14 protein-coding genes are annotated in these 26,732 nt (G+C 62.4%); 4 read left to right on the top strand and 10 right to left on the bottom strand.

Annotation, left to right across the window (positions count from 1 at the left end):
- Position 1 precedes the first annotated feature (1 nt).
- From imuA to ACS4NR_RS09290, 3 genes are all read right to left on the bottom strand, one after another.
- A complete protein-coding gene (gene imuA / locus ACS4NR_RS09280; protein ID WP_456019804.1) occupies positions 2-619 on the bottom strand; it encodes a translesion DNA synthesis-associated protein ImuA in 618 nt (205 codons plus the stop codon).
- Positions 619-1,236 carry a transcriptional repressor LexA gene (lexA, locus tag ACS4NR_RS09285; protein WP_166497276.1) on the bottom strand — a complete coding sequence of 206 codons (618 nt, stop codon included), beginning with the start codon at positions 1,234-1,236 and terminating at the stop codon, positions 619-621. The genes imuA and lexA overlap by 1 nt, the downstream gene beginning before the upstream one ends.
- Before the next feature lie 205 nt (positions 1,237-1,441).
- Positions 1,442-2,359 carry a LysR substrate-binding domain-containing protein gene (locus ACS4NR_RS09290; RefSeq protein WP_456019805.1) on the bottom strand — a complete coding sequence of 306 codons (918 nt, stop codon included), beginning with the start codon at positions 2,357-2,359 and terminating at the stop codon, positions 1,442-1,444.
- Between the two features lie 103 nt (positions 2,360-2,462).
- Between ACS4NR_RS09290 and ACS4NR_RS09295 the strand changes: the two genes are divergently transcribed.
- Entirely contained in the window at positions 2,463-4,205 is a 1,743-nt protein-coding gene (locus ACS4NR_RS09295) for an amidohydrolase (RefSeq protein ID WP_456019806.1), read from the top strand.
- A 135-nt stretch (positions 4,206-4,340) separates the two neighbouring features.
- On the opposite strand, the gene ACS4NR_RS09300 is transcribed toward ACS4NR_RS09295, so the two are convergent.
- From ACS4NR_RS09300 to ACS4NR_RS09310, 3 genes are all read right to left on the bottom strand, one after another.
- Positions 4,341-5,309, bottom strand: coding sequence for a Gfo/Idh/MocA family protein (locus ACS4NR_RS09300; protein WP_456019808.1), 969 nt, complete (start codon positions 5,307-5,309; stop codon positions 4,341-4,343).
- A gap of 25 nt (positions 5,310-5,334) precedes the next feature.
- Entirely contained in the window at positions 5,335-6,222 is an 888-nt protein-coding gene (locus tag ACS4NR_RS09305; protein ID WP_456019809.1) for a Dyp-type peroxidase, read from the bottom strand.
- Between the two features lie 232 nt (positions 6,223-6,454).
- Positions 6,455-7,492 (bottom strand): AraC family transcriptional regulator, encoded by a 1,038-nt coding sequence (locus tag ACS4NR_RS09310; protein WP_456019811.1) that lies wholly within the window; start codon positions 7,490-7,492, stop codon positions 6,455-6,457.
- 210 nt (positions 7,493-7,702) lie between these two features.
- On the opposite strand from ACS4NR_RS09310, the gene ACS4NR_RS09315 reads away from it, so the two are divergent.
- The 3 genes from ACS4NR_RS09315 to ACS4NR_RS09325 all read left to right on the top strand — a co-directional run bounded on the left by ACS4NR_RS09315 (position 7,703) and on the right by ACS4NR_RS09325 (position 9,372).
- Positions 7,703-8,650 (top strand): SphA family protein, encoded by a 948-nt coding sequence (locus ACS4NR_RS09315; protein ID WP_456019812.1) that lies wholly within the window; start codon positions 7,703-7,705, stop codon positions 8,648-8,650.
- 253 nt (positions 8,651-8,903) lie between these two features.
- The gene (relB, locus tag ACS4NR_RS09320) at positions 8,904-9,098 is read left to right on the top strand and encodes a type II toxin-antitoxin system RelB family antitoxin (RefSeq protein ID WP_095136765.1); all 195 of its coding nucleotides are present in this window, start codon (positions 8,904-8,906) and stop codon (positions 9,096-9,098) included.
- Entirely contained in the window at positions 9,031-9,372 is a 342-nt protein-coding gene (locus ACS4NR_RS09325; RefSeq protein ID WP_456020381.1) for a type II toxin-antitoxin system RelE/ParE family toxin, read from the top strand. The genes relB and ACS4NR_RS09325 overlap by 68 nt, the downstream gene beginning before the upstream one ends.
- A gap of 46 nt (positions 9,373-9,418) precedes the next feature.
- Here the strand turns inward: ACS4NR_RS09325 and ACS4NR_RS09330 are convergent, their stop codons facing one another.
- The 4 genes from ACS4NR_RS09330 to gspE form a co-directional block, all read right to left on the bottom strand.
- Positions 9,419-21,913 carry a filamentous haemagglutinin family protein gene (locus tag ACS4NR_RS09330; RefSeq protein WP_456019814.1) on the bottom strand — a complete coding sequence of 4,165 codons (12,495 nt, stop codon included), beginning with the start codon at positions 21,911-21,913 and terminating at the stop codon, positions 9,419-9,421.
- 205 nt (positions 21,914-22,118) lie between these two features.
- Positions 22,119-23,231 (bottom strand): substrate-binding domain-containing protein, encoded by a 1,113-nt coding sequence (locus tag ACS4NR_RS09335; RefSeq protein WP_456019815.1) that lies wholly within the window; start codon positions 23,229-23,231, stop codon positions 22,119-22,121.
- A 489-nt stretch (positions 23,232-23,720) separates the two neighbouring features.
- Positions 23,721-24,932: a type II secretion system inner membrane protein GspF gene (gene gspF / locus ACS4NR_RS09340; protein WP_443536150.1), complete on the bottom strand. Its 1,212-nt coding sequence runs from the start codon at positions 24,930-24,932 to the stop codon at positions 23,721-23,723.
- Positions 24,932-26,338, bottom strand: coding sequence for a type II secretion system ATPase GspE (gspE, locus tag ACS4NR_RS09345; protein ID WP_456019816.1), 1,407 nt, complete (start codon positions 26,336-26,338; stop codon positions 24,932-24,934). The genes gspF and gspE overlap by 1 nt, the downstream gene beginning before the upstream one ends.
- Positions 26,339-26,732: the final 394 nt, after the last annotated feature.

Raw genomic sequence — 26,732 nt, forward strand, 5'->3', positions numbered from 1 at the left:
CTCAGTGCCCCACGGTAAACGCGATCGGCGCGGTGCGCGCCAGTCCGCCACGGCACTTGAGCACGCGCAACTGCGCCGGTCTGGCGTCGATGGCAATGCGCAACGCGGCCGGCGACGGGTTGACCGCCTCGCTCAACGGGCGCCAGGCAAACGCCAGGGTCTGGCCGGTTTCTGCCGCTACCTGCAAACGCCGCAACGCCCGATCATCGGCCTTGTGCGGCCAGCACAGCACCGCGCCGCAACTGCCCGAACGCAGGCATTGCTCCGCCGCCCACAAGGCATCGCGTTCGCTGGCCTGGATTACCGACAACTGGCGCAGATCGACCCCGGCGTTCGCCCACGCCTGCGGGTACGGCACGAACGGTGGCGCCACCAGCACGATGCGCTCGCCCGCCGCCGACAGCCGCGCCAGCGTCGGCCACACCAGTTGCAACTCGCCAACCCCTGGGCCGGCCAGGAGGATTTCGCTCAGCGCCGCTTCCGGCCAGCCACCGCTGGGCAGTGCCGCATCCAGCGCGGCATGCCCGGTGGGTTGCGGGCTGGCGGCCGGTGGCGCAGGCCGGCCCTTCCAGACCTGGCCGCCATTGAACAGCGTATCGAGTGCAACGACGGCGCCCATCAGCCTTGCCTCACCAGACCGCAGAACACCCCTTCGATGGCCAGATCCTGATCGTCGCGCACGACAATCGGCTGGTACGCCGGGTTGCGCGGCAGCAGGCGCACTGTAGTGCCGACACGTTCGAAGCGTTTGATTGTGACTTCACCGTCGAGGCGCGCCACCACGATCTGCCCGTTGAGCGCCTCGGGATTGCGCTTCACTCCCACCAGATCACCGTCGAGAATGCCGTCCTCGATCATCGAGTCGCCCTGCACCCGCAACATGTAGTCGGGCGCACGGGAGAACAGCGCCGGGTCGAGCATCAAGCGGTTATGGATGTCGGCATCGGCACCGATCGGCGCACCGGCAGCCACCCGGCCGAGCACCGGAATATCCAGCAGCTCCGGCCGCGCGGGTTGCCCGAGCAGGCGAATGCCCCGGGCCTGGTGCGGATTGACCTCGATAAACCCGGCTTCGGTGAGCGCCAGCACGTGCTTGCGCGCCACGCTGCGCGAGGCAAAACCAAAAGCCTCGCTGATTTCAGCGAGGCTTGGGGACTGACCGTGTTCGGCGATGCGTTCGCGGATAAAGGTCAGGATGGCGGTACGGCGGGGAGTAAGATTGGTCATGGAGTACATTTGTACTCCTGTGGGATTTTACTGACAAGCACCGCCAGTCGGCCCAAACCGACCATCCACAAAAATCAAAAGATCGCAGCCTCGTTTCACTCGTCAGCTCCTAAAAATAAGACGACTCGGGAACTGTGTAGGAGCTGCCGCAGGCTGCGATCTTTTGATCTTTTTAAAGATCGCAGCCTGCGGCAGCTCCTACAAGGAACGGGCGTCAGTTCAACCCACGCTCGGCCAGAAATGCCGAGATGTAATCGATGAATGCCACGACCTTGGCCGTGGCCCGCCGATGGCTGGGGTACACCGCAAGAATGTGCGGGCCGAAGGTGTCGGGGTCTATTTCATAGTCAGCCATGACCCGCACCAGACGCCCGTCGGCAATGTACGGCGCGGCGCTCCACAGCGGTGTATGCAGCAAACCACGCCCGGCCAATGCGCTGGCCAGCAACAGGTCGTAATTGTCGCTGCGTAAGCGCGGCGTCGTCGGCTGTGGCAGGCTCAGCCGCTGGCCGTCGCGCTCGGCCCACCAGAACTCGCGACTGAGCAACGGGTGCTGATACAACAGCCATTCATGCTGTTCGAGGGTTTGCGGATCCACCGGCAAACCCTTGCGCGCCAGATAGTCCGGGCTGCCGCACAACGCCAGGCGATTGCTGCCGACCACCCGGGCGATCAGCCCCGGCAAGTCGTCATGGCCTTCGCGCAAGGCCAGGTCGTAGCCGCTTTCCAGCAAATTGACGAACGCGTCGCACAGATCCACTTGCAGGCTGATCTGCGGGTATTGCTGCAAAAAGCCGTCGCACACCTGATCGAGAAACGCCCGCCCGTACGCCAACGGTGCAGTGATTTTCAGGCTGCCGCGCAGACCGTGCTGCAACTGCTCGATCTCCTCGCTGGCCTCCTCCAGCCGCTGCAACACCAGCCGCGCGGTTTCCAGATAGACCCGGCCGATTTCGGTCAGCAGAATCCGCCGCGTGCTGCGTTCGAACAGCCGCGCACCGAGTTCCGACTCCAGGTGATTGACCGCTTTGGTCAGGGCCGATGGGGTCTTGCCCAGTTGTTCCGCCGCGCGGCTGAAACTGCCGAGTTGCGCGGTAACCACGAACATTTTCAGTGCACCCAGCTTGTCCATGCTTTTTCCATTCAGGCAAAAACGTTTTTCGTGAGGGAGGCGTTCTGTCGGCCAGTGTCAGCCACTAATCTGGCCATCAGACGCAATAACAAGGAAATCTTCAATGAAAAGATTCATCCCGAGCCTGCTGGTTAGCGCTGTAAGTTTTGCCTCGATGGAAGCCATGGCCGCCACCGATCTGGTACTGGTCAACGGCAAGATTTTCACCGCCGACCGTTCGCAACCGAAGGTACAGGCGTTGGCCGTGGAAAACGGCAAGGTGCTGAAAGTCGGCAGCGATGCGCAGATCAAGGCGCTGATCGAGCCTGGCACACAGGTGATCGACCTCGGCGGCAAGACGCTGATGCCAGGCTTGATCGACAGCCATTCCCACGCGATTTTCGGTGGCCTGGAAATGGTCTCGGCCAACATGGAAGACGAAGTCGTGGCCCTCGACGAACTGGAAAAACGCCTGCGCGCCTGGCGAGACGACGGCAAGGCCAGACATGGCGATGTGCTGAGCATTGCCGGCATGAGCTCAGCGTACTGGGCGCAGGCCGAAGCGCTGGGCAAGACCTTCAACCAGGGCGAATGGGCTGACGTGCCGGTGGTGTTCACCGGCAGCGATCACCACACCGCGTGGGCCAACAACGTGATGCTCAAGCGCGCCGGCATTGACGCGGCGTTGCTCAAGAGCCTGCCCGCTGCGGAACAAGACACGATCGGCAAACTGGCCAGCGGCGAGCCCAACGGGTTTCTGGTCGATGCCGGCTGGGACCGGGTCGCCGCGAAAATGCCGGTGCCGAGCCCGGCCGATATGCTCACCGCGGCCAAATCCGCGGTGCGCTTCAACAACAGCCTCGGCATCACCGCGTGGATGGACCCCGCCGCCAACGCTGCGCCGGGCGAGGCCGTGTTCGCGCTCAAACCCACCGAGAAAACCGTCGGCGTGCTGCCGGCCTACAAAGCGCTGTCGGAAAGCGGCGACATGAGCGTGCACGTCGCAGCGTTGCTGGTCGCCAACCCGAAAAGCCTGCCGGCCGATCTCGATACCCTGGATAAGGTGCGCCAACAATTTCAGGGCATCCCCAATCTGACCCTGCCCGGGGTCAAGATCTTCGCCGACGGCGTGATCGAATACCCGGCGCAGAGCGCGGCGATGATCGATCCGTACCGCAACTCGCACAAACAGGGCGAATTGCTGATCGACCCGCAGCATTTCGGCGAACTGGTCAGCGCCATCGACCAGCGCGGCTGGTTGGTACACATCCACGCCATCGGCGACCGTGCGGTGCGTGAATCACTCAACGGCATCGAACGCGCGCGCCAGGATCGGCAGAGCGGCATCACTCACTCGATCACCCACCTGCAGATGGTCAATCCGAAAGAGTTCGCCCGTTTCAAGCCGCTGAACGTGATCGCCTCGATGCAATTGCTGTGGGCCAGTGCCGACGACTACACCACCGACATGATCAAGCCCTACGTCAGCGCCCTCGCCTTCCGCTATCAATACCCGGCGCACTCGTTGCTGAAACAAGGCGCGACGATTGCCGGCGCCAGCGACTGGCCGGTGTCGTCGCCTAATCCGTTCAACGCCATGGCCCAGGCCATCACCCGCGTCGGCCCGCTGGGTGTGCTGAATGCCGACGAGCGTCTGGATCGCGAAAGCATGTTCTACGCCTACACCCTCAACGCGGCGCGCACGATTGGCCTGGACCAGCAGATCGGCTCGCTGACGCCGGGCAAGCAGGCGGACTTTATCGTGCTCGATCGCGACGTGTTCAGCGTCGACAACAAGGCGCTGCATGACACCCAGGTGCTGCAAACCTGGTTCGGCGGACGTCAGGTCTATACCACCAGCCAATAACAACAGGATCCCCCTCGCTTTTGTGGGAGGGGGCTTGCTCCCGAAGGCGGTGTGTCAGGCGATGGAAATGCCAGCAATGCCGGCCTCTTCGGGAGCAAGCCCCCTCCCACAGGGAGATGTGTTGTGGTCCGTGGATCAGTGGCGTTTAAGGATCTGATCCATGACCCAATCGGTCTTGAGGGCTTGTTCGGCAACTGCTGGATGCTGCGAATCACCACGAATATGCGCATTCATGCCCAGCACGTGATGCCACTGAATGTGCTCGTGATGCGCGATTTCCAGGCTGATCTGCTCATCGGCAAATAGCTGCACCGGATGCTCGTCAAACACGGAGAACGCGATCCGACCCTGACTGCCAATGATCTCCACCCGATCCTCGCGCCGATCCGCCACAAAGCTCCAGCAACCCATGCCCAGCGCTCCGGAGGCAAACCTCCAACTGGCGCTGACCGCATCTTCCGCCGCATACAACCCGGCCTGGCGTGCGGTGAAACCGGCGACTTCGACGACATCGCCGAGCAGGTACTGGAACAGGTCGAAACCATGGCTGGCGAGGTCGGCAAAGTAGCCGCCACCGGCCACGCTCGGGTCGGTTCGCCAGTTGGCGCTGCCGTCCAGATCCGCCGCCGATGGCGCCTTGGTCAACGTCCAGCTCAGGTGCCGCACCTCGCCGATGCGGCCCTGCTCCAGCCATTGCCGCACTTGGGCAAAACGCGGTAACGAGCGGCGGTAATAGGAAACAAACAGGTGCAGACCGGCATCGGCAAATGCCTGCTGCATCTCGCGGCTTTGCCCGGCATTGAGCGCCATCGGTTTCTCGACGCAGCAATGCTTGCCGGCGGCAGCGACTTTGAGGCTGTAGGCGTGGTGGCTGTCGGGTGGCGTGGCGATGTACACCGCGTCCACCTCGGGGTCGTTGATCAGCGCATCGACATCGGTGTAGACCCGGGCGATGCCGTGGCGCGCGGCGTAATCGCTCACCGCTTCGAGGCGGCGGCCCATCACCGCCACCAGCGCCGAGCCGGGCGCCTTGTAGAAGGCCGGCCCGCTCTTGCGTTCAGTGACGCTGCCGCAACCGATCATGCCCCAACGCACCACGTCCATGCTCAACTCCCTATGTTTGAAACACTCAGCCGATGCGCAAGGCGCGCAGATCGAGGTGGCCATCCTTGATGGGCGGGCACCAGTAGTAGCCGCCGGTAATCGGCCGGCTGATGCGATACAGACCATCAGTGATGCCGTCTTCCAGACCGCTCATGCGCCGCAGTTGTGCCTCGAAGGCGTCCAGCGAAAAACCGAAGGCGAGGAACATCAGGCCGGCGCGATCGCCATCGATCCACGGCATCGAACGGCGCACAACGAACGCTTCGGGGGCGAAGCTTTCCTGGGCGGTACGTTTGACGTGGGCGGAGACTGGCGCGTCGTCGATCTCTTCGTTGTCGCTGAGGCGACGGCCCATGATGTTGTCCTTGTCTTCGGCAGACAATTTATGGAAACCCTTGAGGTCGTGCTGCCACTGCTGGATCGCGGCAAAGCTGCCACCGACCAGACCATCAGCGCCCTCACCCAGCAACGCGGCGGCAATTGCGGCGTCATCGTGGGGGTTTTCGGTGCCGTCTTCGTAGCCGGTCAAGTCGTGGCCGTCTTTGTGGCGGAAGGCCTCCTGCATGTCTACCAGGCGCAGCGCCGGGGCCAGCGCGGCTTCGAAGGCGTGGCAGCGATTGAGCAGTTCGCCACGGTCGACACCGTGCAGCCAGACCCACAGCGCGTGCTGGGTCGACGGGTTTTCCACGCCGACGCCGCTCATGGCCGGAAAGCTGCGCAGGCCGTCGATCTGCACGTTCAGCGCTTTGGTCAGGGGTTCACCGAAACCGAGCACCGCCGACTTGCCGTCCACCAGGTTCAGCAGGTTGTCGATCGCCTGCGGCAGTGCTTCAACCGACTTGAGAGCGAAGAACAGATGACGTGCTTGCGCAGGAACAGGGGTGGCGAGAATGCCCGGCTGGTAGTAACTCATGTGAACTCCTTGGGAAAGTGCGCGGGAGTTTACCTGTGGCCGGAGGGTTTGTGGGGTTGAAATACTGATGAGTGGCGCACGGAAGCCTGTGGCGAGGGAGCTTGCTCCCGCTCGGGGGCGAAGCACCCGCAAACCCCGCCGGCATGGTGTGTCTGGAGAAATGGCGTGGCAGGTTTTGGGTCTGCTGCGCAGCCCAGCGGGAGCAAGCTCCCTCGCCACAGGGGACCGATGTCTAAGCGGTGCTTGCATCCTGTCGCCACGCACTCGGGCTCATCCCCGTCCAGCGCTTGAACGCCCGGCGGAAGCTGCGCACGTCGCTGTAGCCGACTTCTTCGGTAATCCGCTCGATCGGCATCTCCGGATTGGCCAGCAGACTCATGGTCCGCGCCTGACGCACCTGTTCCAGCAGCGCTTCGAAGGTCAGCGCATGCTCGGTCAAACGGCGGCGCAAGGTGCGGCTGCTCATGTTCAGGTCGCCGGCGATTTTTTCGATATGACTGCCCCGGCTCAAGTCCCGGGCAATCGCCCGCTCCACCGCCTGAATCAGATCAAGTTTCTGGTGCACCTGCGCCGCTTCCAGCTCCAGCAGCGCCACTGCCTGACGCAGCGCCAGCGAATGATGATTGGGCAGGTTGACGTCCAGCCATTGCGCGTCGATCAGCATGCGATTGTGCAGGCAGCCGAAGCGCACATCGGGCCCGAGCACGCGGTGGTATTCGCTCAGGTAATCCGGCGCAGCGTGCACAAACTCCACGGCAATCGGCTTGAATTCACTGCCGGCCAAGGCCCGGCCATACACCAGCAGGCTGGCGAAAAACTCTTCGACCGCGAACACCTGCACATCGGCAAACGGTAAGCGACATTCGGCATCGAGGTGCACCTGATCGCCGATCACATCGACGCTGGACACCACGATCCCGCCGGAGGTGTGCTGGTGGCGGATGCCGAGGGCAAACGCATCGCGCAAGGTCTTGCATAGCGACAGTACGTGGCCGAGCAGCCCCAGCGTACCCAACACATTCTGCGCGCCGACCCACAGCCCCAGGCCCTGATTGGGCAGTACTTTGAGCGCACGCTGAATCATCGCCACGGCCTGGCGGTAGGAAATCCGCTGCGCCGGATCCTGCAGATCTTCGAGGGTGAAGCCCAGGCCACGACACAGACTTTCGGGGTCAATGCCTTTGTTGTGCACGACTTCGGCGAGGGTTTGCAGGAGGAACGGCGAGACCAGCGCCAGTTCGAAAGTGGGGTCTTGGACTTTTACGTTCATGGGGGCTGACATTCCGGATCACGCTTGATTGTTATTTTTGTTACCGGTTATGTCGAAGGAAGTTAGCACAGGGTTGGCCGAGTGTCCGCAGAAGCCCCCCTAACTGTCCGCCAATACCCTGCCCCGTCGGGCGCCAAGCGCTTATTTCTAGGGTGCCGGACGTTACGCGTACCGGCGCCACGTCCCACCACAATAATAATGAGGACAACCATGAGCCCGAACCGCGCCACTTTCCCCTTGCGTCTGGCACTGACTTTGCTCGGTTGCACCGCGTCCCTGCCGGCCCTGGCCACTGAAGCCGGCGTCGACAACATCGGCCCCGGCACCGACGGGTTCTTCATGCTACCGATGGAAGTCGACAGCCTGCCGCAAAACATGGTCGCGTTTAACCTCTACTACAACCATTACAAGTCGACCAAGCTCAACATCAGTTCGTTGGGCGGCAAGGTGCCGAATGTCGAAATCGAATCCACCGCGGTCATTCCGCGCATCGATTATCTGAGCCCGGTGCGGGTGTTCGGCGGACGCTTGGCCGGCTACATCGCCCAGCCCTGGCTCAAGCAGGAAATCTCGGTATTCGGTCTCAGCGATACCCGCGAAGGCATGGGCGACACCACGATTGCGCCAATCATCCTGTGGGACATGGGCAAGCATCTGACCCTCGGCGCCGCCGTGGAAATCACCGTGCCCACCGGTGAATACAGCGTCGATCGGCTGGCCAACACCAGCAACAATTTCTATACCTACAAGCCGCTGTTCTCCTTCACCTGGCTGCCGACCGACAAGACCGAAGTGTCGATGAAGACCACCTACAGCTTCAACGAGAAGAACAAGGACACCGACTACAAGTCCGGGCAGATCTTCCACTTCGATTACTCGGCCAGCTACAAGATCACTGACGATGTGATGCTCGGCCTTAACGGCTATTACCTCAAGCAGACCACCGACGACAAACAGTACGGCCACACCGTGCAATTCGCCGGGCAGGATGTGGACGACGGCGTGCGCGGCCAGGTGTTCGCGATCGGCCCGGCCTTGCATTTCACCTTTCTCAAGTACGCCAGCGCGGAGATTCGCTGGGCCAAGGAGTTTGACGTGGAAAACCGGCCAGAGGGGGAAATGTTGTGGGCGAAGGTGAGTATTCCGTATGCGTTCTGAGTGCATTTGTAGGAAGGTGCGCGCGGATTTGTAGGCTGGAAAGCTGAAAAACAGAGTGGAGGAATAGGCCTACAACGGCGGTCGAGATTGCCGGACAACGGAGGGAAACGTCCGGCAGACTCCAAAAGGGCGCTTGCAGATACTGGGCTTCGTTATCCCATGGTTCTTCAAGAGCTCATGGGGTACCTCGTCTGCCAGTGACGACAATGGGCCATTCCCCCTTAAACTGCTGAGATTGATCATGGAGATCACAATGAGCTTATTACTTTCCCCGTTTTACTCTGACTTCGAATCCGAAGAAGAGGCAGAGAGCTACGATCGCTGGTTTCGTGCCAAGGTGCAGGAGGCACTCGATGACCCCAGCCCTGGCATTCCCCATGATGAAGCTATGGCAATGCTTGACCAGATGCTGGAAGAGATGCGCAGGAAGCGCCGCGCTGCTGCTTGAATGGAGCGATCAAGCTCTGAACGATCTGGCTGACATTATCGATTACGTTGAACAATACAACTCCAACGCTTCCGTGGCTCTACAGCACAAGGTTGGTGCAGCAACGCAAAGGCTTTCATCAATCCGCTATGGTTACCGGGCCGGTCGAGTGCCAGGCACTCGGGAAATGGTGGTCAATCCGAACTATCTGCTGGTCTATCGAGTGAACGGGCGTATCAAAATACTGACGTTAGTCCACACCCGACGACAATACCCACGAACCTCATCAACATAAAAAAAGGGCGACCAAAAGGCCGCCCGAAGTACTACACGAGAGTCTTTTACAACGTCAGCTGCCCGCGTTCCTCCTCAGTCAGCTGCTGTTTCGCCTGTTCATCCAGTGCCCCCGCTCCCAGCACCTGCACCGGGCTGTTCGGGTTGTAGCCGGTCGCCGGCGCACGACTGGCGCCATCGCGGTTCGGCGCCAGTTGTTCGTTGCCGAAACTCAACACCTGCACGGTGAACACCGACGCCTGATTCTGCCGCGCTGCCGCTTGTTGCTGACGCGCCACGTCCTCAGCGGCCTGGGTTGCCGAAGACGCCGCCGAACTGGCCGAGGTGATCGCGCCGGTGTTCACCGACGCCACCACCGGTACCCCACTTGTTTTGCCTTGCACGGCGATGTTGGCGGCGTTGACCACGGTCAGCGCGGCGATGTTGACGTTGCCCGAGACGCGAATGCCCGCCTCGCCCGCATCAATGGTGCCCAGCGGCGCGATCAGGTCGATGTCTCCCGGCGCCACTTCGGCAATCGGGTTAAGGGTGGCGATACCCGCACCGGTGCTCGGCACCGATGGCGACAGGGTTACATTGCCCCAGGTGTCGTAAACCCGTTTCGGCGGGGTGTAGACCACAGTGGTTTTCGAGCCGCGACCGGCGTTGATATCGCCCTCGGCCGACCAGCCGAGAATCGAGCCGCCGAAGGTGGTCATGATCCGGCTCTGGCCGAGCAGAATGCTGCCCTGCGAGTAGAGCTGAATGTTGCCCGAACCCTGGGTGATAATCCCGGCGGTGGACGGTGGTGCTGCGCCTTCGATACCAAACACCTGACCGCCACCCGGCGTGAGCATCTGGATATCGCCGCCGAACAGGGTCTTGACCCCCGCACCACCGTAGAGCGTGATGTCGCCGTCGTAACGGAGCGGATTGCCCGCCACATCGGTGCTCGGGAACAGTGCGGCGATGGCGTTGCGACCGCGCAGATAACTGCCTTTGCGCGGGCCGTCAGCGTCGTTGTATTCGAGGCCGCCGGCGCGCAGTTCGGCGAAGTACACCTGGCGAGCGAAGATCGCCTGCTCGGCACTTGGTAGCGCGGCGTAGAACGCCTGTGCCTGCTCTGCGTCGCCGCTGAAGCCGTAGCCGAGCGTCAGCCAGCTCTGCAACTCGTCGAGGTAGGTCTTGACCACTTTGCCCGGCTGGCTGTTGAGAGAGGCATTCGGATCAGCAAGGTTTTGCGGGCTCAGGTAACGGGCGATGAACTTTGTGTAATCCGGCCCCTGCGCGCCCACGCCCGCCTGCAGTACCACGTTGGCGCCAGGCCGCGAATCCCCGGCCACTATTGCGCCGAGGCTGGTAATGCTGGCGCGATTTTCCAAGAGGATGTTGCGCCCGGCATTAATGTCCAGCGTGCCAGGGCCGGCGATATCGAAGCTGCTGTAGAGAATGTCGCGGCCCGCCGACACCCGCGATACATCTCGCGGATTGTTATGAACGAACAGGTTGCCGGTTGAGGTAATGCCCTCCTGACCGACGCCCATTTCCTCGGGCTGCACGGCTGTAGGTTGGCCCAGGTTAGTTCCGGATGCCACGATGTCACGTCCGGCAATCATCCAGACAGGGCCTGCTGCTTCGTACCAAGTGCGTTTCGAGGTATCGAAACTCAACGTCTCGCCACTGCGTATCCCTACCAGATCGCCGGTCAGGGCATAGAACCGTGCGGGCCCCTGCACATCACTCAAACCGGAATAGCTGTCGGGACCAAAAGCGAACAATGGATAACGCGAATTACCATCCGGTTTAACACCGTCACTGCCGTAGTTGCTGTTGAGTGGCTTGTTGGGGTTATTGCTGGAAAAGGCGAGGAATGACGGCCTGAACGGGGTGGCGATGGCCAGCGGGCTGGCACCGGACTGATTGATTGCGTAGCCGCCGGCGTAGATGGAATCGCCCGCCAACAGTTCGAGTTGCCCGGATGTAGAAGGCGCCAAAAGCAGGGAATACGCGGTTTTCGGCGCAGCATTGCCGACACCGTAAGCCGCTGATGGCCCCGCATAAATCGAACCTTGAGCGGCAACGGCCCGAAGAATCGCCGGGTAGACAAAACGACCATCGGTGGGCGAGGTATTGGCGCCCCTCACAGGAGACAGACTCCCATCGACCTGCGCCGACTGAGTGCTGGGCGTGAGATTGCCACCGGCGGAAAACAGATCGATGGCCGTGTGATCGGTCCACAGTGAGAAGCCGCTCAGGATGCCGCCGGTAAGGATGTTGCCGTTGCTATCGAGCAGTGGCGTGGCGTTGAATTGGCTCACACGACCGGGATCGGCAGCGCCGCCCAGCACCAGGTCGCCACGGGTGCTGAGGCTCATGCCCGAGTCGCCGGGAATCAGCACCAGGCCACCAGAAGCGTTGCTGGTCGTCGAGGTGAAAGGATCCAGCGGTCGGGTTTCACGGACATCATGCAATTGTGAAATCGCACCGTATTGCAGATTGACGCCGCCCAGCGCCCCTCCGGTCAATTGCGCCGCACCGCGCAAGTTGATCAACGCGCCTTGCAGGTCGTGCTTCGGCGGCTGAGTCCCGTTATCCCCGGCCCGCGCTTGCAGCGATGGGTTGAATGCGCCGCCGATGTGAATGTCCATGTCGCCGCCGCCGGTCATCTGCACGCTGCCATCGCCGGCGACACGCCCGGTGCTGCCCACGGCAACAATCAGCCCCTGGCTGCGTGGATAATTGACCGCATCGCCCAACGGTCTGAGCATGCCGGCGTCGCCACCGGCACGCAGGCTGATGTTACCGCCGCCCAGGGTGCCGAATCCGGTGAAGCCCACCAGGTAAGGTTCGGTATTACTGTCAGGCGTCATCAACCGAGTAGCGTAACTGCCAAAGTTGATCCACCACGCTGTGGGCACATCCGGGTTGCCCGTGCCTTGGCGCCACAGCCAGTTACCCACTGACGCACTGGCGATCTGTTCGCGGAAACCGCCATTCACCGATTGTGCTTTTGTACCGACGGAATCACCGGAGACCGAGCCACCGGCATTGATTGTCAGGTTGCCGCCCATCTGCGGATACCAGGCCTGATAGAGGCTGTCGCTGCCACCGTCGACCCATTTTTCATAAGCGGCACCCGCCGTACCCAACACCGAATTGTTATCCGAAAGATGCCCGCGCGGCTGGTTATAGAGCGGATCGATATTCGCTGATTGGGTACCAGCGGTGTACACGCCGAACGGTGAATCCATGCTCAGATTGCCTGCGGCGATCAGGTCGAGATCACCCGTGCCGGTGCGTAGAACACTGAACATCTGCGTATGGGCCTTGGCCGTTTTCCCGGGATTGTTGCCGATGCACAGTTCCGGCTGCAGATCACAAATGAATTGAGCCTCCTCGGGAACCGGTTCGTAGTCCGGCCCCATTCCGCTGCCTGGCGCCCAGACCCAACGGGCCATGGGTACGCACAAGTCGGCAATCTGCTGGCAATACTCGAGCATGTCATCAGGGACCGGCTCGTAGGGAGTAAAGAAGGGATTATCGGGAGCCCAGACCAGCTTGCCCGCCGCCGTGGTGATGTTGACGCCGTAATGACTGTCCGCCAGCCGCAGATTGCCTTCAGGGGTCAGCGGTTTGACCGCACGGCTGTCGGCCGCAGCAAGATCTGCACCCGCCACCACGCGCATCGACCAGGAAGCACTGCCCGACGGCAACATGCTGGCCAGCGCCCAGTTCTTGCCTTGTTGTGTGCCGTTGAACGGCCGCAGTTCGATCAGCGAAGTGCCTTCGGCGAGCTTCACATCGGTCATCGACGGAATCAGCGAACCGCGCAGCAAGGCCAGTTCGCCTTTTAATTTCACCCCGGAGAAGGTCGTCAGATCGGCATCGTAAACGCTGGGCAACGGCACACCCTTGGGCCAGTTCAGCGCTTGCAGGGCGGTGGCCTTGTTCAAACGGATCCCGGCACCCAGGCGAGTGTCGGCAGGCAACGTCACGCTATCGCTGAGCAGCGTACCGGCGGCGAACAGCAGATTACCGTTGCTGTCGTGGATCGCCCCCGCCAGCACGGTGCCGGCGCTGAAGGTATACGCCTCAGCCACCACGGCCTGAGTCGGCAGCAACGTGCCACCGGCCAAGACCGCGCCCTGGAGGGTCACGTCGTAATTGAGCGTGGCGCCTATCGGGAACTGCGTGCCCTCGGCCAACGAAACACCGCTGCCCGGCACGATCAGATCGCCGCCGAACGGCTGCACACCGGCAATCAGTTTCCAGCCGGCATCGTCCTGGGTTTCCGGTGGCGGTGCGAAGCCATCGTTGATGCTGCCGTAAATATCGAGGTTGCCACCGGCGCGAATGACCAGGCTGCCCGCTTCCCCGGAACCATATACGGAGGGGTTCAGCTGCGTGTGCGGATTGAGGCTGGCGTAACGGTAACCGGACAAATCCAGATCGCCCTCCACCACCAGATCACCGTCAGCCGTATTGCTGGCGATCTCCACACCGGGCCGCAAATGGAACACATCGGCGTAAGTGGCGTTGTTCAGCCCGGCGAGTTTGCGCTGCAGTAGATCGTTATTGCCCAGTGCGGCGTTGATAAAGTCATTGCTGTCACCGTGAATGCGTTCGAGCATGGCCTGATCAATCACCTGATACGGTCGGCCACTGACCGCCTGATCGACACCCTCACGGGCATCGGTATAGCGGCGCAAACCGTTGAGTCCGATGGAGCGTGCGCCCTGAATGGTCAACACACCGCTGGCGTCGATGGCGATGTCATTGCTGCCCAGACGCGGCGCGTTCAGCTCCAGCGTGCCGCGCAACGTTCCATCGTGTTGCCCCGCGAGGAAACCGGGCACGGCATCGGTGCCGTGGCGCAGGTCGATCCGCGCGCCGCTGCCCAGCGTGAGCAAGCCATCGCCGGAATTCAGTTCGACCGTGGCGCGGTTCGGCGCATCGATGATCTTGCCGTAGCTGTCGACGCGCAGTACGCGACCATGGGCATCGAGCACGCTGCTGCCAGTCAGCGTCAGACCGTTTTTCGCCGACAGACGAATGCTGCCGACTCGTTCGCCGCTGGCATCGATCAGACCGGTCGCCGTCAAGCTGCCATTGTCCACCGAGACATTGATATCGCCGGCCTTAAGGCCGTCGCCGATCACCAGATTGCCTTGCTTGAGTTGCAGGCTGCGGCTGCCGTACACCTGCCCGGCGTTCAAGCGCTGATTGAGCGCGGCGAACTGCTCGGTGGCGTCACCTCCCAGGCGCTGCGCGCGAATGTCCACGCCACCGGCCTTGTACGGCACCAGCGTGCCCCCGGCGTCGTAATAACCGCTGCTGCCGCCGACAATCTCGCCTTGCAGGTCGACCATCCCGGCCGCATCGGCCAGAGCGACGACGCTGAGGTTACCGGCCTGATTGTTCTTCGCCGACAGGTCGATCCGCGAGCCCGCAGCCTGACGGATATCGCCGTTGGCGCTGTACAGCGAGACGTCGCCGCCCCAGCTGTACTTGCTGACATCGTTGAACGGCAAGGTACGTCCGGCCATGTCCAGCACCGCACCATTGCCCAGCGTCAAATCGCCCTCGGACTTGACGGTCAGCTTGCCGCTGGCCAATGCGATACGGCTGTCCAGCACGACATCGCGGGCTTCAAGATTCAACTCCGCACCCAAAGCATTGGCCACCCCGGCAGCCCCGGCGCCGCTGAGCGTCAGGCTGTTGCCGGCCTTGAGCAGGCTGACCGATGCCGCCTCACCGGTGAGCAACGGCGTGCGCAGGTTCAGATTGCCGCCGCTGTAGCTGTAACCCGTGAGCGGATCGTAAGCGCCCTGCTCCTGATACACCGCCAGGCTGCCCTTGTGATTGGCGGTGATACGCTCGCTGGCGCTCAGGTTGACGTTGGCAAAACCCAGCGCCAGACGATTGTTCTGATCCAGCCCGCTGGCCTGAGGCATCGGGCCGTAACCCAGCTCGATCCGCTGGGCCTGAATATCCAGCGTGCCGCTGCCCGTACCGGCGCCACCGGTGATGACGCTGCCGGCGCTTTGCGTCGCGCCGTTCCAGATCAGGTTGGCGGTACGAATGCTCGCCACATCGTTGGCATCGCCCAGACCGTAGATCGCCGGGGTGACCAGCACCAGGTTCTGCAGTTTACTTTGGCCGGTCTGCGGATCGATTGTGTCGAGGCTGACGCTGCCGTAGAAATTGAAGGCATCGCGGGTGGTCAGGCTCAGCGTTTCCAGGGCCGGCGCGGCAAACTGCGTATCACCGCGCAGCAAGCGGTCGAGTACGTTCTGGTTGAGCGTGAGGCCGGCGGGCACGCGGCTGCTCACCGCTGCAAGTGCTTCGGCGCTGCCGGCATTGACCGAGCCGACCGACAGTGCGAGATGACGGGTGCCGAAACGCACCGCTTCACCGAGTTCGAACTGGTTATCCGTGGCGGCAGTGATGCTGCCGTTCGAATACAGCAGCGCCGGATCGTTGCAGGATGAAGTGGAACACACGCCAATCCGGATGCTGCCCGCACCGCTGATGCCGCTGGCCGCTTCTGGCGCCAGCACATTGGTCCAGCCGTTGGACACCACCAACAGACTCGAGGCTTGCGGCTGGTAGAGGTAGCCGGACGTTGAATCGAAGGCCACATTGCCACGCCCCAGGGTATTGATCCCGGCGCCCGCTTCGACCGTGATGCCACCGGTGGTCGAGGTGGTGCGCAACACGACTTCCGGCGCAGACAGGATGGCCCCTTCACGCAGCGTGATGTTGTCCGAGGTCCCCACGAACTTGATGATGTTGCCGGTCGTGTTGTAAATCACCTCCGGCAGCGCACCGAGTGTCAGACGTCCGGCATTGAGGTTGTTCAGCGTGTCGGCATACACCGACACGCCACTGAAACCCGGCGTCGGCGCATGCCCCGCACCGAGCACCTCGAACTCGGCACCGGCGTAACCACCGCGTAGCGCCGCGGTGCCGATCAGCCCGCCCTCGGCCGCATCAAACAGCGCTCGCCCATCGAACTGCAACGCAGTCTCTTGCTTGCCACCCGTGCTCAGGCGCAGATCGAGCACCTTGCCGTCCATTGGCGCCAACGCACGCGGCACGCCGCGCCGGGCGGCATCGCTGCGGATGAACTGGGTGAACGACGTTTCGTTGTACTGCGAGTAACGGCGCAACACGTCAGCCGACGTCAGGATCACCTGACTGGCCAGGCTGTCGCGCAGGCCGGTATTGGCAATCGACATCTGCCCGCTGCTGGTCCACGACCCATTGCGCAGCTGCAACGCCGCCGTCGTCGCAGCCGATGTCGCCTGACCATTGACCTCGACCCGGAACGCGCCCGGCAACAAGGCAAAAGTGGACGGCAACAACGTGTAAGTCCCCGCTGCCAACCCCGGTACGCCAGCGCCAATAGTGACCTGCTGGCCGATGCGCGGATCGACCGCTCCGGCTTCGGCCAGGACCGGCGCGTAACGGCTCTGATTGCCCGGCACGATGGCGTAGACCGGATTACTCGCCAGCCCCGGCAGACTGAAGGTGCCATCGGTGGCATTGCGCACCAGCGGATTGAAGCGCGCATCGGTAGAGCCGCCGCGTCCGGAAATGAAACCGGCGCCGCGAAGATCGCCACCGCCGGACAGATCGATCAGCGCACCGTTCTGCACCTCGATGTATTGCCCACCGATCGCCACGCCGTTTTTATCGCCCGTGATGCCGTTCAACACCACCGATTTACCGTTGTAGAGATAGTCGATGCCGTCCGTAGTGCCACCGTAGGGCATGACCAATCCGGCGCCGCTCACCGACGTGGTGCTGCCCGGCAGCAGCCGAACCTCATGACTGGTGGTCTGCAAATCGTCGCCCAGGACAATCTTGCCCAACGGGGCCCGCACCACACCGCCCTGTTCGATGTACGCCGCGGAAAAACTCAGATTGCCGAATACCGAGTACGGCACCTCAGCGGGTGCCGCACCGTGGCTGCTGATCCGCAGCGTATGGTCGGACACCGCAACGGCGCCCTGATAGCCAACGCGCACTTCAGCCTGGACATCACTGGCGGGATAGATTTGTGCAGCCCCGAGGTTCAAGTCTCCCGGCGTCCACAGCCGGGTTTTTTCGGCACCGTCATTGGGCGCGAGGAAACGCAGATCGCCACGGCTGTCGAGGTTCACCAGGCCAAATGCCCGTCGGCCGTACGCAACCGCTGGCGCGCCGAGTTGCAGGATCGAGCCCTGTGTACCGAACGACAGGCCATTGCCCACGTCCAGCAAATCCGCTGATGCGTTGAAGGTCGCGTCCGACAGCTGTGTCGTCGGATTATTGGTCAATCGCGGCCGTATCAGGCCGAAGCCAGCGTGGTAAGTGCCCACACCGGACAGACGCAGGTACGGCGCGCTCAAATCGACGCGGGTCGTACTCGTGGAGGCGTCGGCCAGCGACAACGCCCCGGCGTACAGCGTCAGGCTCTGGTTCATGTGCAGATTGACGTCGCCGTCAAACGACAGCAAACCGTTGCTCAACAGGCTCAGGTTATCGAAGCCGCCCGCCATCAGGCGGTCTGCGCTCAAGCGCGTCTGACCGTAGCGCAGGCCAGCGGCACCCTCGCCCGGACGCAGATCCTGCGCGAGCGGTTTGTCCGTCGGCGCCTGGCCAATGATCATCTCTCGCGGCGCCCGCACGGCATTGCTTGCCGAGTCAACGTACAGCGGTGTCTCAAGCGCAATGTCCAGACGACCGCCGGCAGCCCCGACACCGCCCGCCGCTGCACGCAGGTTGCCCTCAAGGAACAGGCCGTTGTAGGAACTCAGGCTGATCCGCCCGCCATCCGTCGCAACGCGGGTCAGCCCCTGGCCGGCGATATCCACAACGGCCTCGCTGCCGGAAGCGTCCAGCCGCGCGCCCTGACGCACGATCACATAGGCATCGGCGGCCGTGGCAGTGGCCAGTTTCGCATCGATTTCACCGCCGATGATGATGCTGCCACCCTTGCCGACCTGACCGTAAGTGCGGCCCAGCGTATCGACTGCCGTAGTGGCGCGTCCGGCGACATCCAGCACAGCCTGTTCACCGATCCAGATTGACCGGTCATGCGCGTTCGGATCGGCCACGACAATGGAGGTCGCCGGTTTGTTCGAACCGAACTGCTGCTGACGGATATCAATCGTACCGCCCCAGGCATTCAGTTCACCGTCCACGGTGATCTGCCCGGCACCGCGCAGTTTGATGCTCTGCCCCGGATCGACGCTGATCCGCGAACCGCGCCCCAGCGTCAACGAGCTGTTGGCGGCATCGATCAATCCGATCAGGCTGGCCCCGCCCTGCAAGGTCAGGCTGGCGCCGGCGCGTTGGGTCAGCAGGCCCTTGGTCGGGTTTTCCTGGAACAGCGTCGGCGTCCACAACTCCAGCGCTGTTTGCGGATCGACACCACTGACCTGATTCGGCGCGGCATCAGCGAAACGGTACACCGGCATGTGCACATCGATTGCCGTACCTTCAGCAACGGCCAGCCCGCTCAAGCCGATCAGGTTGTAGGCGGAAAAGCCCTTGCGCAACAGATCGGCAGACAGCTGCAGGGTATTGTCGGCCAGCGCCTTGTCGGTTTGACCGACGAGTATCTTGTCGGCCTGCACCGTCAGCGTGCCGCCGCCCGTGACACCGTAGCCCCGCAGATCGCCCGCAAGGTTCAGGTGGGTTTTGTCGGGCGCCGAAATCGCACTGGATTCCAGGGTCAGATCCCCGCCCTTGCCGCCCCGGGTCTTGCCGCCGGCCAATACCGCCCCACCGGAAGACACATCGAGCAGGCTGCCCGCGCCCACATCGATATCGCCGCTGCTGCGGATCGACAGCAAACCGCCATTGAGGTACGCCAGACTCGCACCATCGTCCGGGTTGGTGCGCAGGTTGCTCCACACGCCACGGGTATCGAGTTGCACACCGTCGGTCACTTTTACCTGCGTCGCCTTGTCGACCTTCGCCGTGAGCCGAGTGTCGGTGCTATCGCTGCTGAGGAACTGATTGAGCACGTTGCCCAGACGCAGGCTACCGCCACGCGCGCTCAGGTCGGCGCCGATCTGCACATCCGGGGAATACAGGGTGATGTCGCCACCGCTATCGACCGTCAGCACACCGTCAACAACAATCTGATCGCTGGCCGCGACCTTGAGCGCACCGAGCCGGAAACCATTGAGTTGATCGTTATCCAGATACAACTTGCCCTTGCGCGACTCGGACACTGCGGCGCTCAGGTTCAGATCACTGCCGGCGAGCGGACGCGCGCCGCCAATCTGCACCTGGTCCAGCGTCGGATTGAGGGTGTAGAGCAGGCCATTCGACGCCGCGACGAAGGTCGGGTCATAACTGCCAACGATCAACTGCGCCCGCCGCGCCAGTGCGGTCTGGCTCTGCTGATAGCCGTCGAGGACCGGTTTTGGCGCCTGGTTCTGCCGTTCGCCCTGATACACCTCGCCGATCATTTGCCCGTCGAGTACCGCATTGGCCGTGGCGATCACCAGTTGTCCGGCATCGCGACCCACGGTGTAACCCGACTCGAAACGTGAACGCGGAGCAATCAGCGGGCTGTAGTAATAACTGGTCTGGCCCCAGCGTTCGCTGCTGTCTTCATAACCTTTGTAGAGGCCGGTGTAGAGCAGGTCCCCCGGCGCACGCGACACTTCATACAACTTGCCGTCGGCGCCACGCAGCCAGCTCTGACGGATCTCGCCGCTCTGCACATCCAGGGTGCCGCCGGACAGGTTGATCAACGAACCTTTTTCCGTGACCACGTCATTGCCGGCAAAACTCACTGTGCCGCCCTGGGCCATCCATTCGCCGACGCTGTGGCCCTGAGTGCCGAGATAACCACCGACTTCCAACAGGCCACCGGCGGTGTACCAGCGATCTGTGGCGTAGCCGTTGGTGCCGGCCGGTACATACACCAGATCGCGCACATCGACCCAAATGTCATTGCTGTTGAGCGCGCCCTTCTCGCGGTTGACCGAGGCATCGCGCTGCTCGTTGCCTTGCACGTTGATCTTGATGCTGTTGTTTTCCATCGCCACTTTGACGCCGAGGGCACCGGACACATCGATCATTGCGCCGTCGCGCACCAGGCTGCGGCGTTGTGCGTTGACCGCGACCTGGCCACCGGTGGCCAGGGTGATCGAACCGCTCTGGAACTCGACAGTGCCGCCGCTCTGGAGCTCGATACGCGACTGGTCGCCACGGATCCGGTTATTCGCGTTGACAGCCGTCAGGGCCGCGTCGCGCTGACTGTCGAGGGCGCTGAGATCACTGCTGTCGAGCATGATCGCCGTGGCGCTGCCCTGCCCCAGCGCGACGCTGCCGCTGCTGTCGGTGCTCGGGTTGGTCAGGTGAATCGTGCCCCTCGTCGCCACTGACGTGCTGGCGAGCAATACGCCGTTTTGCACGACCTCGTGACCAGTCAGAGTGATGTCGCCCGTGGCAGACTGGATCAGTCCGTTGTTGGTGACATTACCCGCCACGGCACCGGCCTTGAAACCGGGAATGACTTCGTTGCCGAAGGTGGTGGACAGCGCATTGCCCTCGGTGCCCGAGCCCTTGCGAATGTAGAAACGGTCACCGGCGGCCAGCACGGTCTGGCCCTTGGCGGAGTTGATGTTGCCGTCGTTCTGCACTTCGTTGCCGAGCAGCAGCGCATAGCCGCCGGCATCGGTGGAAGCCGCCGGCTTGTGGGTTTCAATTGACGCACCGCGCTCCACCAGCACTTTGCCGGCCGCATCGGTGAAGGTCGGCTGACTGCCGGTACTGTCGAAATACAGCCCCCGATCGCGGAACTGGATATCGGTGATATTCGCTGCTGCCGCCACCAGGTTGCGCACGTTGACCTGGCTGCTGCCGCTGAACACGATGCCATTGCGGTTGATCAGCATCACCGTGCCGTTGCCCTTGATCTGGCCCTGGATCTGGCTGGCCCGTGCGTTCGGGTCGTTGACCCGGTTGAGCAGCGCCCAGTTCGACTGCTGGGCGAATTCAACGGTGGTGTTGCGGCCGACGTTGAAGGTTTCCCAGTTGAGAATCGCCTTGTCGGCCGTCTGCTCGATCTTCACCGTGGTTTTGCCGTCGGCTTGAGTCTGTTGCGGACCCTTGGCGTTCTGCCAACCCTGGGTCAGGCTGTTATCGACTTTCAAACCGCCCTCACCCAGACCGTCCGGCACGAACTGCACCGTGCCCAACGCGGCAGCGCGTCCGGCCGCCTGCGCCGCTTGTTGCGCGGCAATCGCCGCGACGGTGTTGTTCAGGGTCTGAATCGAACGCTGCAATTGCGCATTGGCTTTTTGCTGCTGGGCCAATGGCGGTGTCATCCCCGGCAGCCCACCCACGCTCGGACGCGCAGCCGCGGCCTGCTGCGCCGCTCCCTTGGCGGCAAACCAGCTCGAACTGAACGCCGTCTGCGCCTGCGCAGTGCCCGCCACCAGACACAACGCCACCGCGTGCGCTAACGGCTTGAGCAGCCACAGCGCCGGCTCCACGGCATCACGCTGGAAGGACTGAACGTGGGTACGACGACGGGATGGGCGAGCGAGCATCACTACGAGATCCTTTTTTGATTGCCACACTTTGGTTGCCAAAGATGCCGCAGGCCTGCAAAAAACTGCTGTTACGACATAGGCCGTTGGCGAGGGGCGCGACCGAACGGATGTCACACAAACTTCATGTTCGGCGTGTATTTCGAGCCAAAAAAAATGACGGCAACCCGAAGGTTGCCGTCATCGGTGTTACGACCGCGCGAGCTTACAAAGGACGACCGATAGCGTTGCAGACGCTGGCGTTGTTGATGTCCAGGTTGTTGCCCGAAGTGTTGGTGATGAAGTTGGCGGTCACAGCGGTTTTCCAGGCGTTAGGCACTGCGACGAATTTGTGAGCCTGCGTCGCGGTGTTGTTGCCCGGGTTGCTGTAGTGGGTAGTCAGGAAGGCTTTGACGGCTGCGGCCACGGTTGCATCCTTGTAGCACTGACCGAAGATGAAGTTGGTGTAGGCAGCCAGTTTGTAACCTGAAGCCGGGTTAGCCACCACTGGCGACCAGTTGGCAGGGTTTGCAGCCTGGGCTGGCGTCGAAGGAGCCGACACCGACGACAGTGCGAGGGTGACGTTGAGCGAAGTTGGCTGAACGCCGTTGACGCGGGCAACAACAGCGTTGCTGGTAGCGTCGACACCGTCCGGACCGACATAACCGATCGAACCGTCAACCGCGTTCACGGCAGTGGCGACATCGGCAGTGTTGGCGACGCCGACCCAGTTCGACGGCAGCGCCGAACCGGCTGGCAGACGGGCGTTGGTGAAGGTGGAGCTGGTGGCGAACTGAGTCGGGCAGACCGAGTTCAAGTGACGGCTGAGGATTTCCGAAGTGCCGCTGGAAACGTTGCGGTAAACAACGCGAATCGGCGTGGTGTCGGTCGTGCCGAGCAGTTGGCCCCAAGTGGTTTTGGCACCGGAGAACGCATCGCACAGCTGAGCGCTGGTCAGGTTCAGCGCGGTCTGGCCGGCTTTTTTGTACGGGATGGCAACCGAAGTGGCCACCGAAGGCAGTTGAATCAGCGGGCCGAACGAAGCGCCGTAGGTGGCGTTGTAGGTGTTGATTTCCGCAGTGCTGAGGATCGAGTCGCTACCGGCAAAATGCACGGTGCCGGTGGTGCTGAAACCGGCCGGGTTGTTGGTCAGGAAAGCGGTCTTGCCGGCACCGCTGCCCACGGCGGCGTAGCTGAAGTTGGCTGGCAGGATGCTGTCGGCCGAACCTTTGTACAGAGCGGCTGGCAGAGTAGCGCCACCACCGGTAACGGCCATGGCTTGAGCGGAAGCCAGGGCGGCGACGGTCAGGGAAGCGGCGATCAGAGTGCGCTTGAACATGAAGAATCTCCTTTTCAACGATGGTTGTGAACACAGGTTTTCAGGGGTCTTGCATGACACTGGGAAGACTCACCGCTGACCTTCGCAAGCGGGGTCCGTGGTTAAGTCGCACTGAGAAATTCGCAGTTTCCGGTGACAGATAAAGGAAAAAACCTCGGGAGCTGCGCGGGGTTTTTCCGGGAGTTTTCTCGGGTGTTTGCGGGGGATGGCGAGGGGTCTGGATCGTGGGTTTGGCTGAAACTGGCTGCAGCCGTTGCGGGGTGGTTGCAGATGACAGAAAGGAGAACCCGAGGATGAGGTAAACCTGACTCGGGTGATGCTGAAGCCCTGGAAAAAAGTCTGAATTATTTGTTGTTCTGACTGGCGCATTCGCGAGCAAGCCCGCTCCCACAGGTTCTTGTGGTGTGACACATATTGCATTAACAACTCTGTCCCCTGTGGGAGCGGGCTTGCTCGCGAAGAGGCCAGACCAGGCGACCTCGGAATCAGCTACTGCACCAACTGGTTGATTTCAATGATCGGCAACAACACCGCCATCACAATCACCAGCACCACCCCGCCCATCACCACGATCATCAGCGGTTCGAGCAACGCGGTCATACCCATCGCCCGCCGTTCGATATCGCGGGACAGCGTTTGCGCCGCCCGCTCAAGCATCGGTGGCAGTGCGCCGGTTTTCTCGCCGCTGGCGATCAGATGAATCAGCACCGGCGGAAACACGTTCTCCACCCGCAGCGCCGCCGCGAGATTCACCCCTTCGCGAACCTTGGCCGTGGCGTCGCTGACACTCAGGCTCAAGCGATCATTCGATAATGTCTGCCGCGCCGCCTCCAGCGCGCGCAGCAATGGCACCCCGGCACCGCCGAGAATCGCCAGGGTCGAGGCGAATCGTGCGGTGTTCAGGCCCAACACGAAACGCCCGATCAGCGGCAATTTCAGCACCCGATGATGCCAACTCAACCGCGCCGCCGGATTGCGCAGATACAGGCGCCAGCTCCAGAAAGCACCGGCGATCAGCGCCGCACACAACCAGCCCCACGCCCGAATGAAATCACTGGCGGTGAGCATCGCCAACGTCAGCCCCGGCAGATCCTGCCGCGCTTGGGAAAAGGCGCTGACCACCTGCGGCACCACGTAACTGAGCAGGAAAATCACAATGCCGATCGACACCAGCCCGACCACACCCGGATAGATGAAAGCGGTGAGGATCTTGCCGCGCAGGTTGTTGCGCTCCTCGATGTAGTCCGCCAGCCGCTCCATCACCTGCGCCAGATCACCAGACTCCTCCCCCGCAGCGATCAACGCGCGGTAGATCTCCGGAAAATCCCGAGGCCGCGCGGCCAGTGACTCGGCCAGACGCATGCCGCTGCGCACATCAGCGCGCACCGCACTGAGGGTGTGGGCGATGTGTTTTTTCTCGGCCTGTTCCACCGTCGCGCTGAGCGCGGCCTCAAGCGGCAGGCTGGCGCCGAGCAGACTCGCCAGTTGCCGGGTGGCCCAGGCCAGATCGTTATCCGACATATGCGCACTGAACAGACCGCCGCCGCCATGCTGGGCGACGTTGCTCTCCTTGTGCACCGACAACGCGGTCAACCCACGGCTGCGCAACACGCCGAACGCAGCGCCCTGACTGTCTGCTTCCAGATGCCCGGATTCGATCTTGCCGGTGGCGTCGGCGGCTTCAAAACGATAGCGATTCATCAGGCGTCCCGGGTCACACGGAGGATTTCTTCAGGGGCGGTGGCACCGCTGCGAATCCAGCGCTCACCGTCCTCGCGCAGGCTGAACATCCCGGCCTTGGCCGCCGCCGCACGCAAGGCCTGCTCCCCTGCCCCTTGGTGAATCAGGGTGCGGATGTCGTCGTCGATGCAGAACAATTCGTGGATGCCGGTGCGACCGCTGTAGCCGGTGTGATTGCAGGCGGCGCAGCCCACCGGCCGCCAGGTGCCCGGCGCTGCCGGGTCTTGCTGTTTGCACTGATTGCACAGCCGGCGCACCAGCCGTTGCGCCAATACACCGAGCATCGACGACGCGAGCAGAAACGGCTCGACGCCCATGTCGATCAAGCGGTTGACCGCCGATACCGCGTCGTTGGTGTGCAGCGTCGCCAGTACCAGGTGACCGGTGAGCGAAGCCTGCACGGCAATTTGTGCGGTTTCCAGATCACGGATCTCGCCGATCATGATGATGTCCGGATCCTGACGCAGAATTGCCCGCAAGGCCAGGGCAAACGTCATGTCGATCTTGGCGTTGACCTGAATCTGGCTGATCCCCGGCAGGTCGTATTCCACCGGGTCTTCGACGGTGAGGATGTTGCTGGTGCTGGCATCCAGTCGGGCCAGCGCGGCATAGAGGCTGGTGGTCTTGCCGCTGCCGGTGGGGCCGGTAACCAGCACGATGCCGTGGGGCTGGCGGATCAGGTGATCGAGTTTGGCCAGCACCTGCGCGTCCATGCCCAAGGTTTCCAGATGCAGACGCCCGGCCTGTTTGTCGAGCAAACGCATCACCACGCGTTCGCCATGCCCGGTGGGCACGGTTGAGACACGAATATCGATTGGTCGCCCGGCCACGCGCAACGCGATACGACCATCCTGCGGCAGGCGTTTTTCGGCGATGTCTAGTTGCGCCATGATCTTGATCCGCGACACCAGCGCACCGTGCAGCGCCTTGCGCGGCGAAACCACGTCACGCAGGGTGCCGTCGACCCGGTAGCGCACCACCGAATGGGTTTCGAACGGTTCGATGTGAATGTCGCTGGCCTCATCGCGGGCGGCCTGGGTGAGCAAGGCGTTGATCATGCGGATCACCGGCGCGCCGTCCTGGGTGTCGAGCAGGTCGGTGATTTCCGGCATGTCCTGCATCAGCCGGTCGAGGTCGACTTCGTTTTCTGCCGCACCGACTACCGCCGCCGCACTGCCGGTATCCGCGTAAGCCGTGGCGAGCAAGCCGTCGAGTTCGTCATCGCGCACGCGCTTGAGCGACGTATCACCGAACTGCCGCCGCACCTCGCTGATCGACCAGCCGGGCGTCGACGGGCACACCGTCAGCACGCCGTCGCACAACAGAATGCGCTGGGCCTTGGCCCAGGCGTAGGGAAGCGCACTCATCTCAAAACCTCCCCAACTCCAGGGTCTGGACATGTTTTTGTGGCGAGGGAGCTTGCTCCCGCTCGGGGGCGAAGCCCCCGTAAATCCGGCATGCAGGGTGTATCTGGAGGAATGGGGTAGCAGGTTTTGGGTCTGCTGCGCAGCCCAGCGGGAGCAAGCTCCCTCGCCACAGGAATGTTTTTCAGCTTGCGGGCCGAGTTCATGGCCTTGGACCCAGCGCAGGGAAGTGAACTCATCTCAAAACCTCCCCAACTCCAGGATCTGGACATGTTTTTGTGGCGAGGGAGCTTGCTCCCGCTCGGGGGCGAAGCCCCCGTAAATCCGGCATGCAGGGTGTATCTGGAAGAATGGGGTAGCAGGTTTTGGGTCTGCTGCGCAGCCCAGCGGGAGCAAG

It is taken from the genome of Pseudomonas sp. JQ36, assembly GCF_053851495.1.

Bases quoted from the DNA above. Each gene is read 5' to 3' on its own strand.
- imuA (WP_456019804.1), bottom strand. From the start codon at position 619: ATGGGCGCCGTCGTTGCACTCGATACGCTGTTCAATGGCGGCCAGGTC.
- lexA (WP_166497276.1), bottom strand. From the start codon at position 1,236: ATGTACTCCATGACCAATCTTACTCCCCGCCGTACCGCCATCCTGACC.
- ACS4NR_RS09290 (WP_456019805.1), bottom strand. From the start codon at position 2,359: ATGGACAAGCTGGGTGCACTGAAAATGTTCGTGGTTACCGCGCAACTC.
- ACS4NR_RS09295 (WP_456019806.1), top strand. From the start codon at position 2,463: ATGAAAAGATTCATCCCGAGCCTGCTGGTTAGCGCTGTAAGTTTTGCC.
- ACS4NR_RS09300 (WP_456019808.1), bottom strand. From the start codon at position 5,309: ATGGACGTGGTGCGTTGGGGCATGATCGGTTGCGGCAGCGTCACTGAA.
- ACS4NR_RS09305 (WP_456019809.1), bottom strand. From the start codon at position 6,222: ATGAGTTACTACCAGCCGGGCATTCTCGCCACCCCTGTTCCTGCGCAA.
- ACS4NR_RS09310 (WP_456019811.1), bottom strand. From the start codon at position 7,492: ATGAACGTAAAAGTCCAAGACCCCACTTTCGAACTGGCGCTGGTCTCG.
- ACS4NR_RS09315 (WP_456019812.1), top strand. From the start codon at position 7,703: ATGAGCCCGAACCGCGCCACTTTCCCCTTGCGTCTGGCACTGACTTTG.
- relB (WP_095136765.1), top strand. From the start codon at position 8,904: ATGAGCTTATTACTTTCCCCGTTTTACTCTGACTTCGAATCCGAAGAA.
- ACS4NR_RS09325 (WP_456020381.1), top strand. From the start codon at position 9,031: ATGAAGCTATGGCAATGCTTGACCAGATGCTGGAAGAGATGCGCAGGA.
- ACS4NR_RS09330 (WP_456019814.1), bottom strand. From the start codon at position 21,913: ATGCTCGCTCGCCCATCCCGTCGTCGTACCCACGTTCAGTCCTTCCAG.
- ACS4NR_RS09335 (WP_456019815.1), bottom strand. From the start codon at position 23,231: ATGTTCAAGCGCACTCTGATCGCCGCTTCCCTGACCGTCGCCGCCCTG.
- gspF (WP_443536150.1), bottom strand. From the start codon at position 24,932: ATGAATCGCTATCGTTTTGAAGCCGCCGACGCCACCGGCAAGATCGAA.
- gspE (WP_456019816.1), bottom strand. From the start codon at position 26,338: ATGAGTGCGCTTCCCTACGCCTGGGCCAAGGCCCAGCGCATTCTGTTG.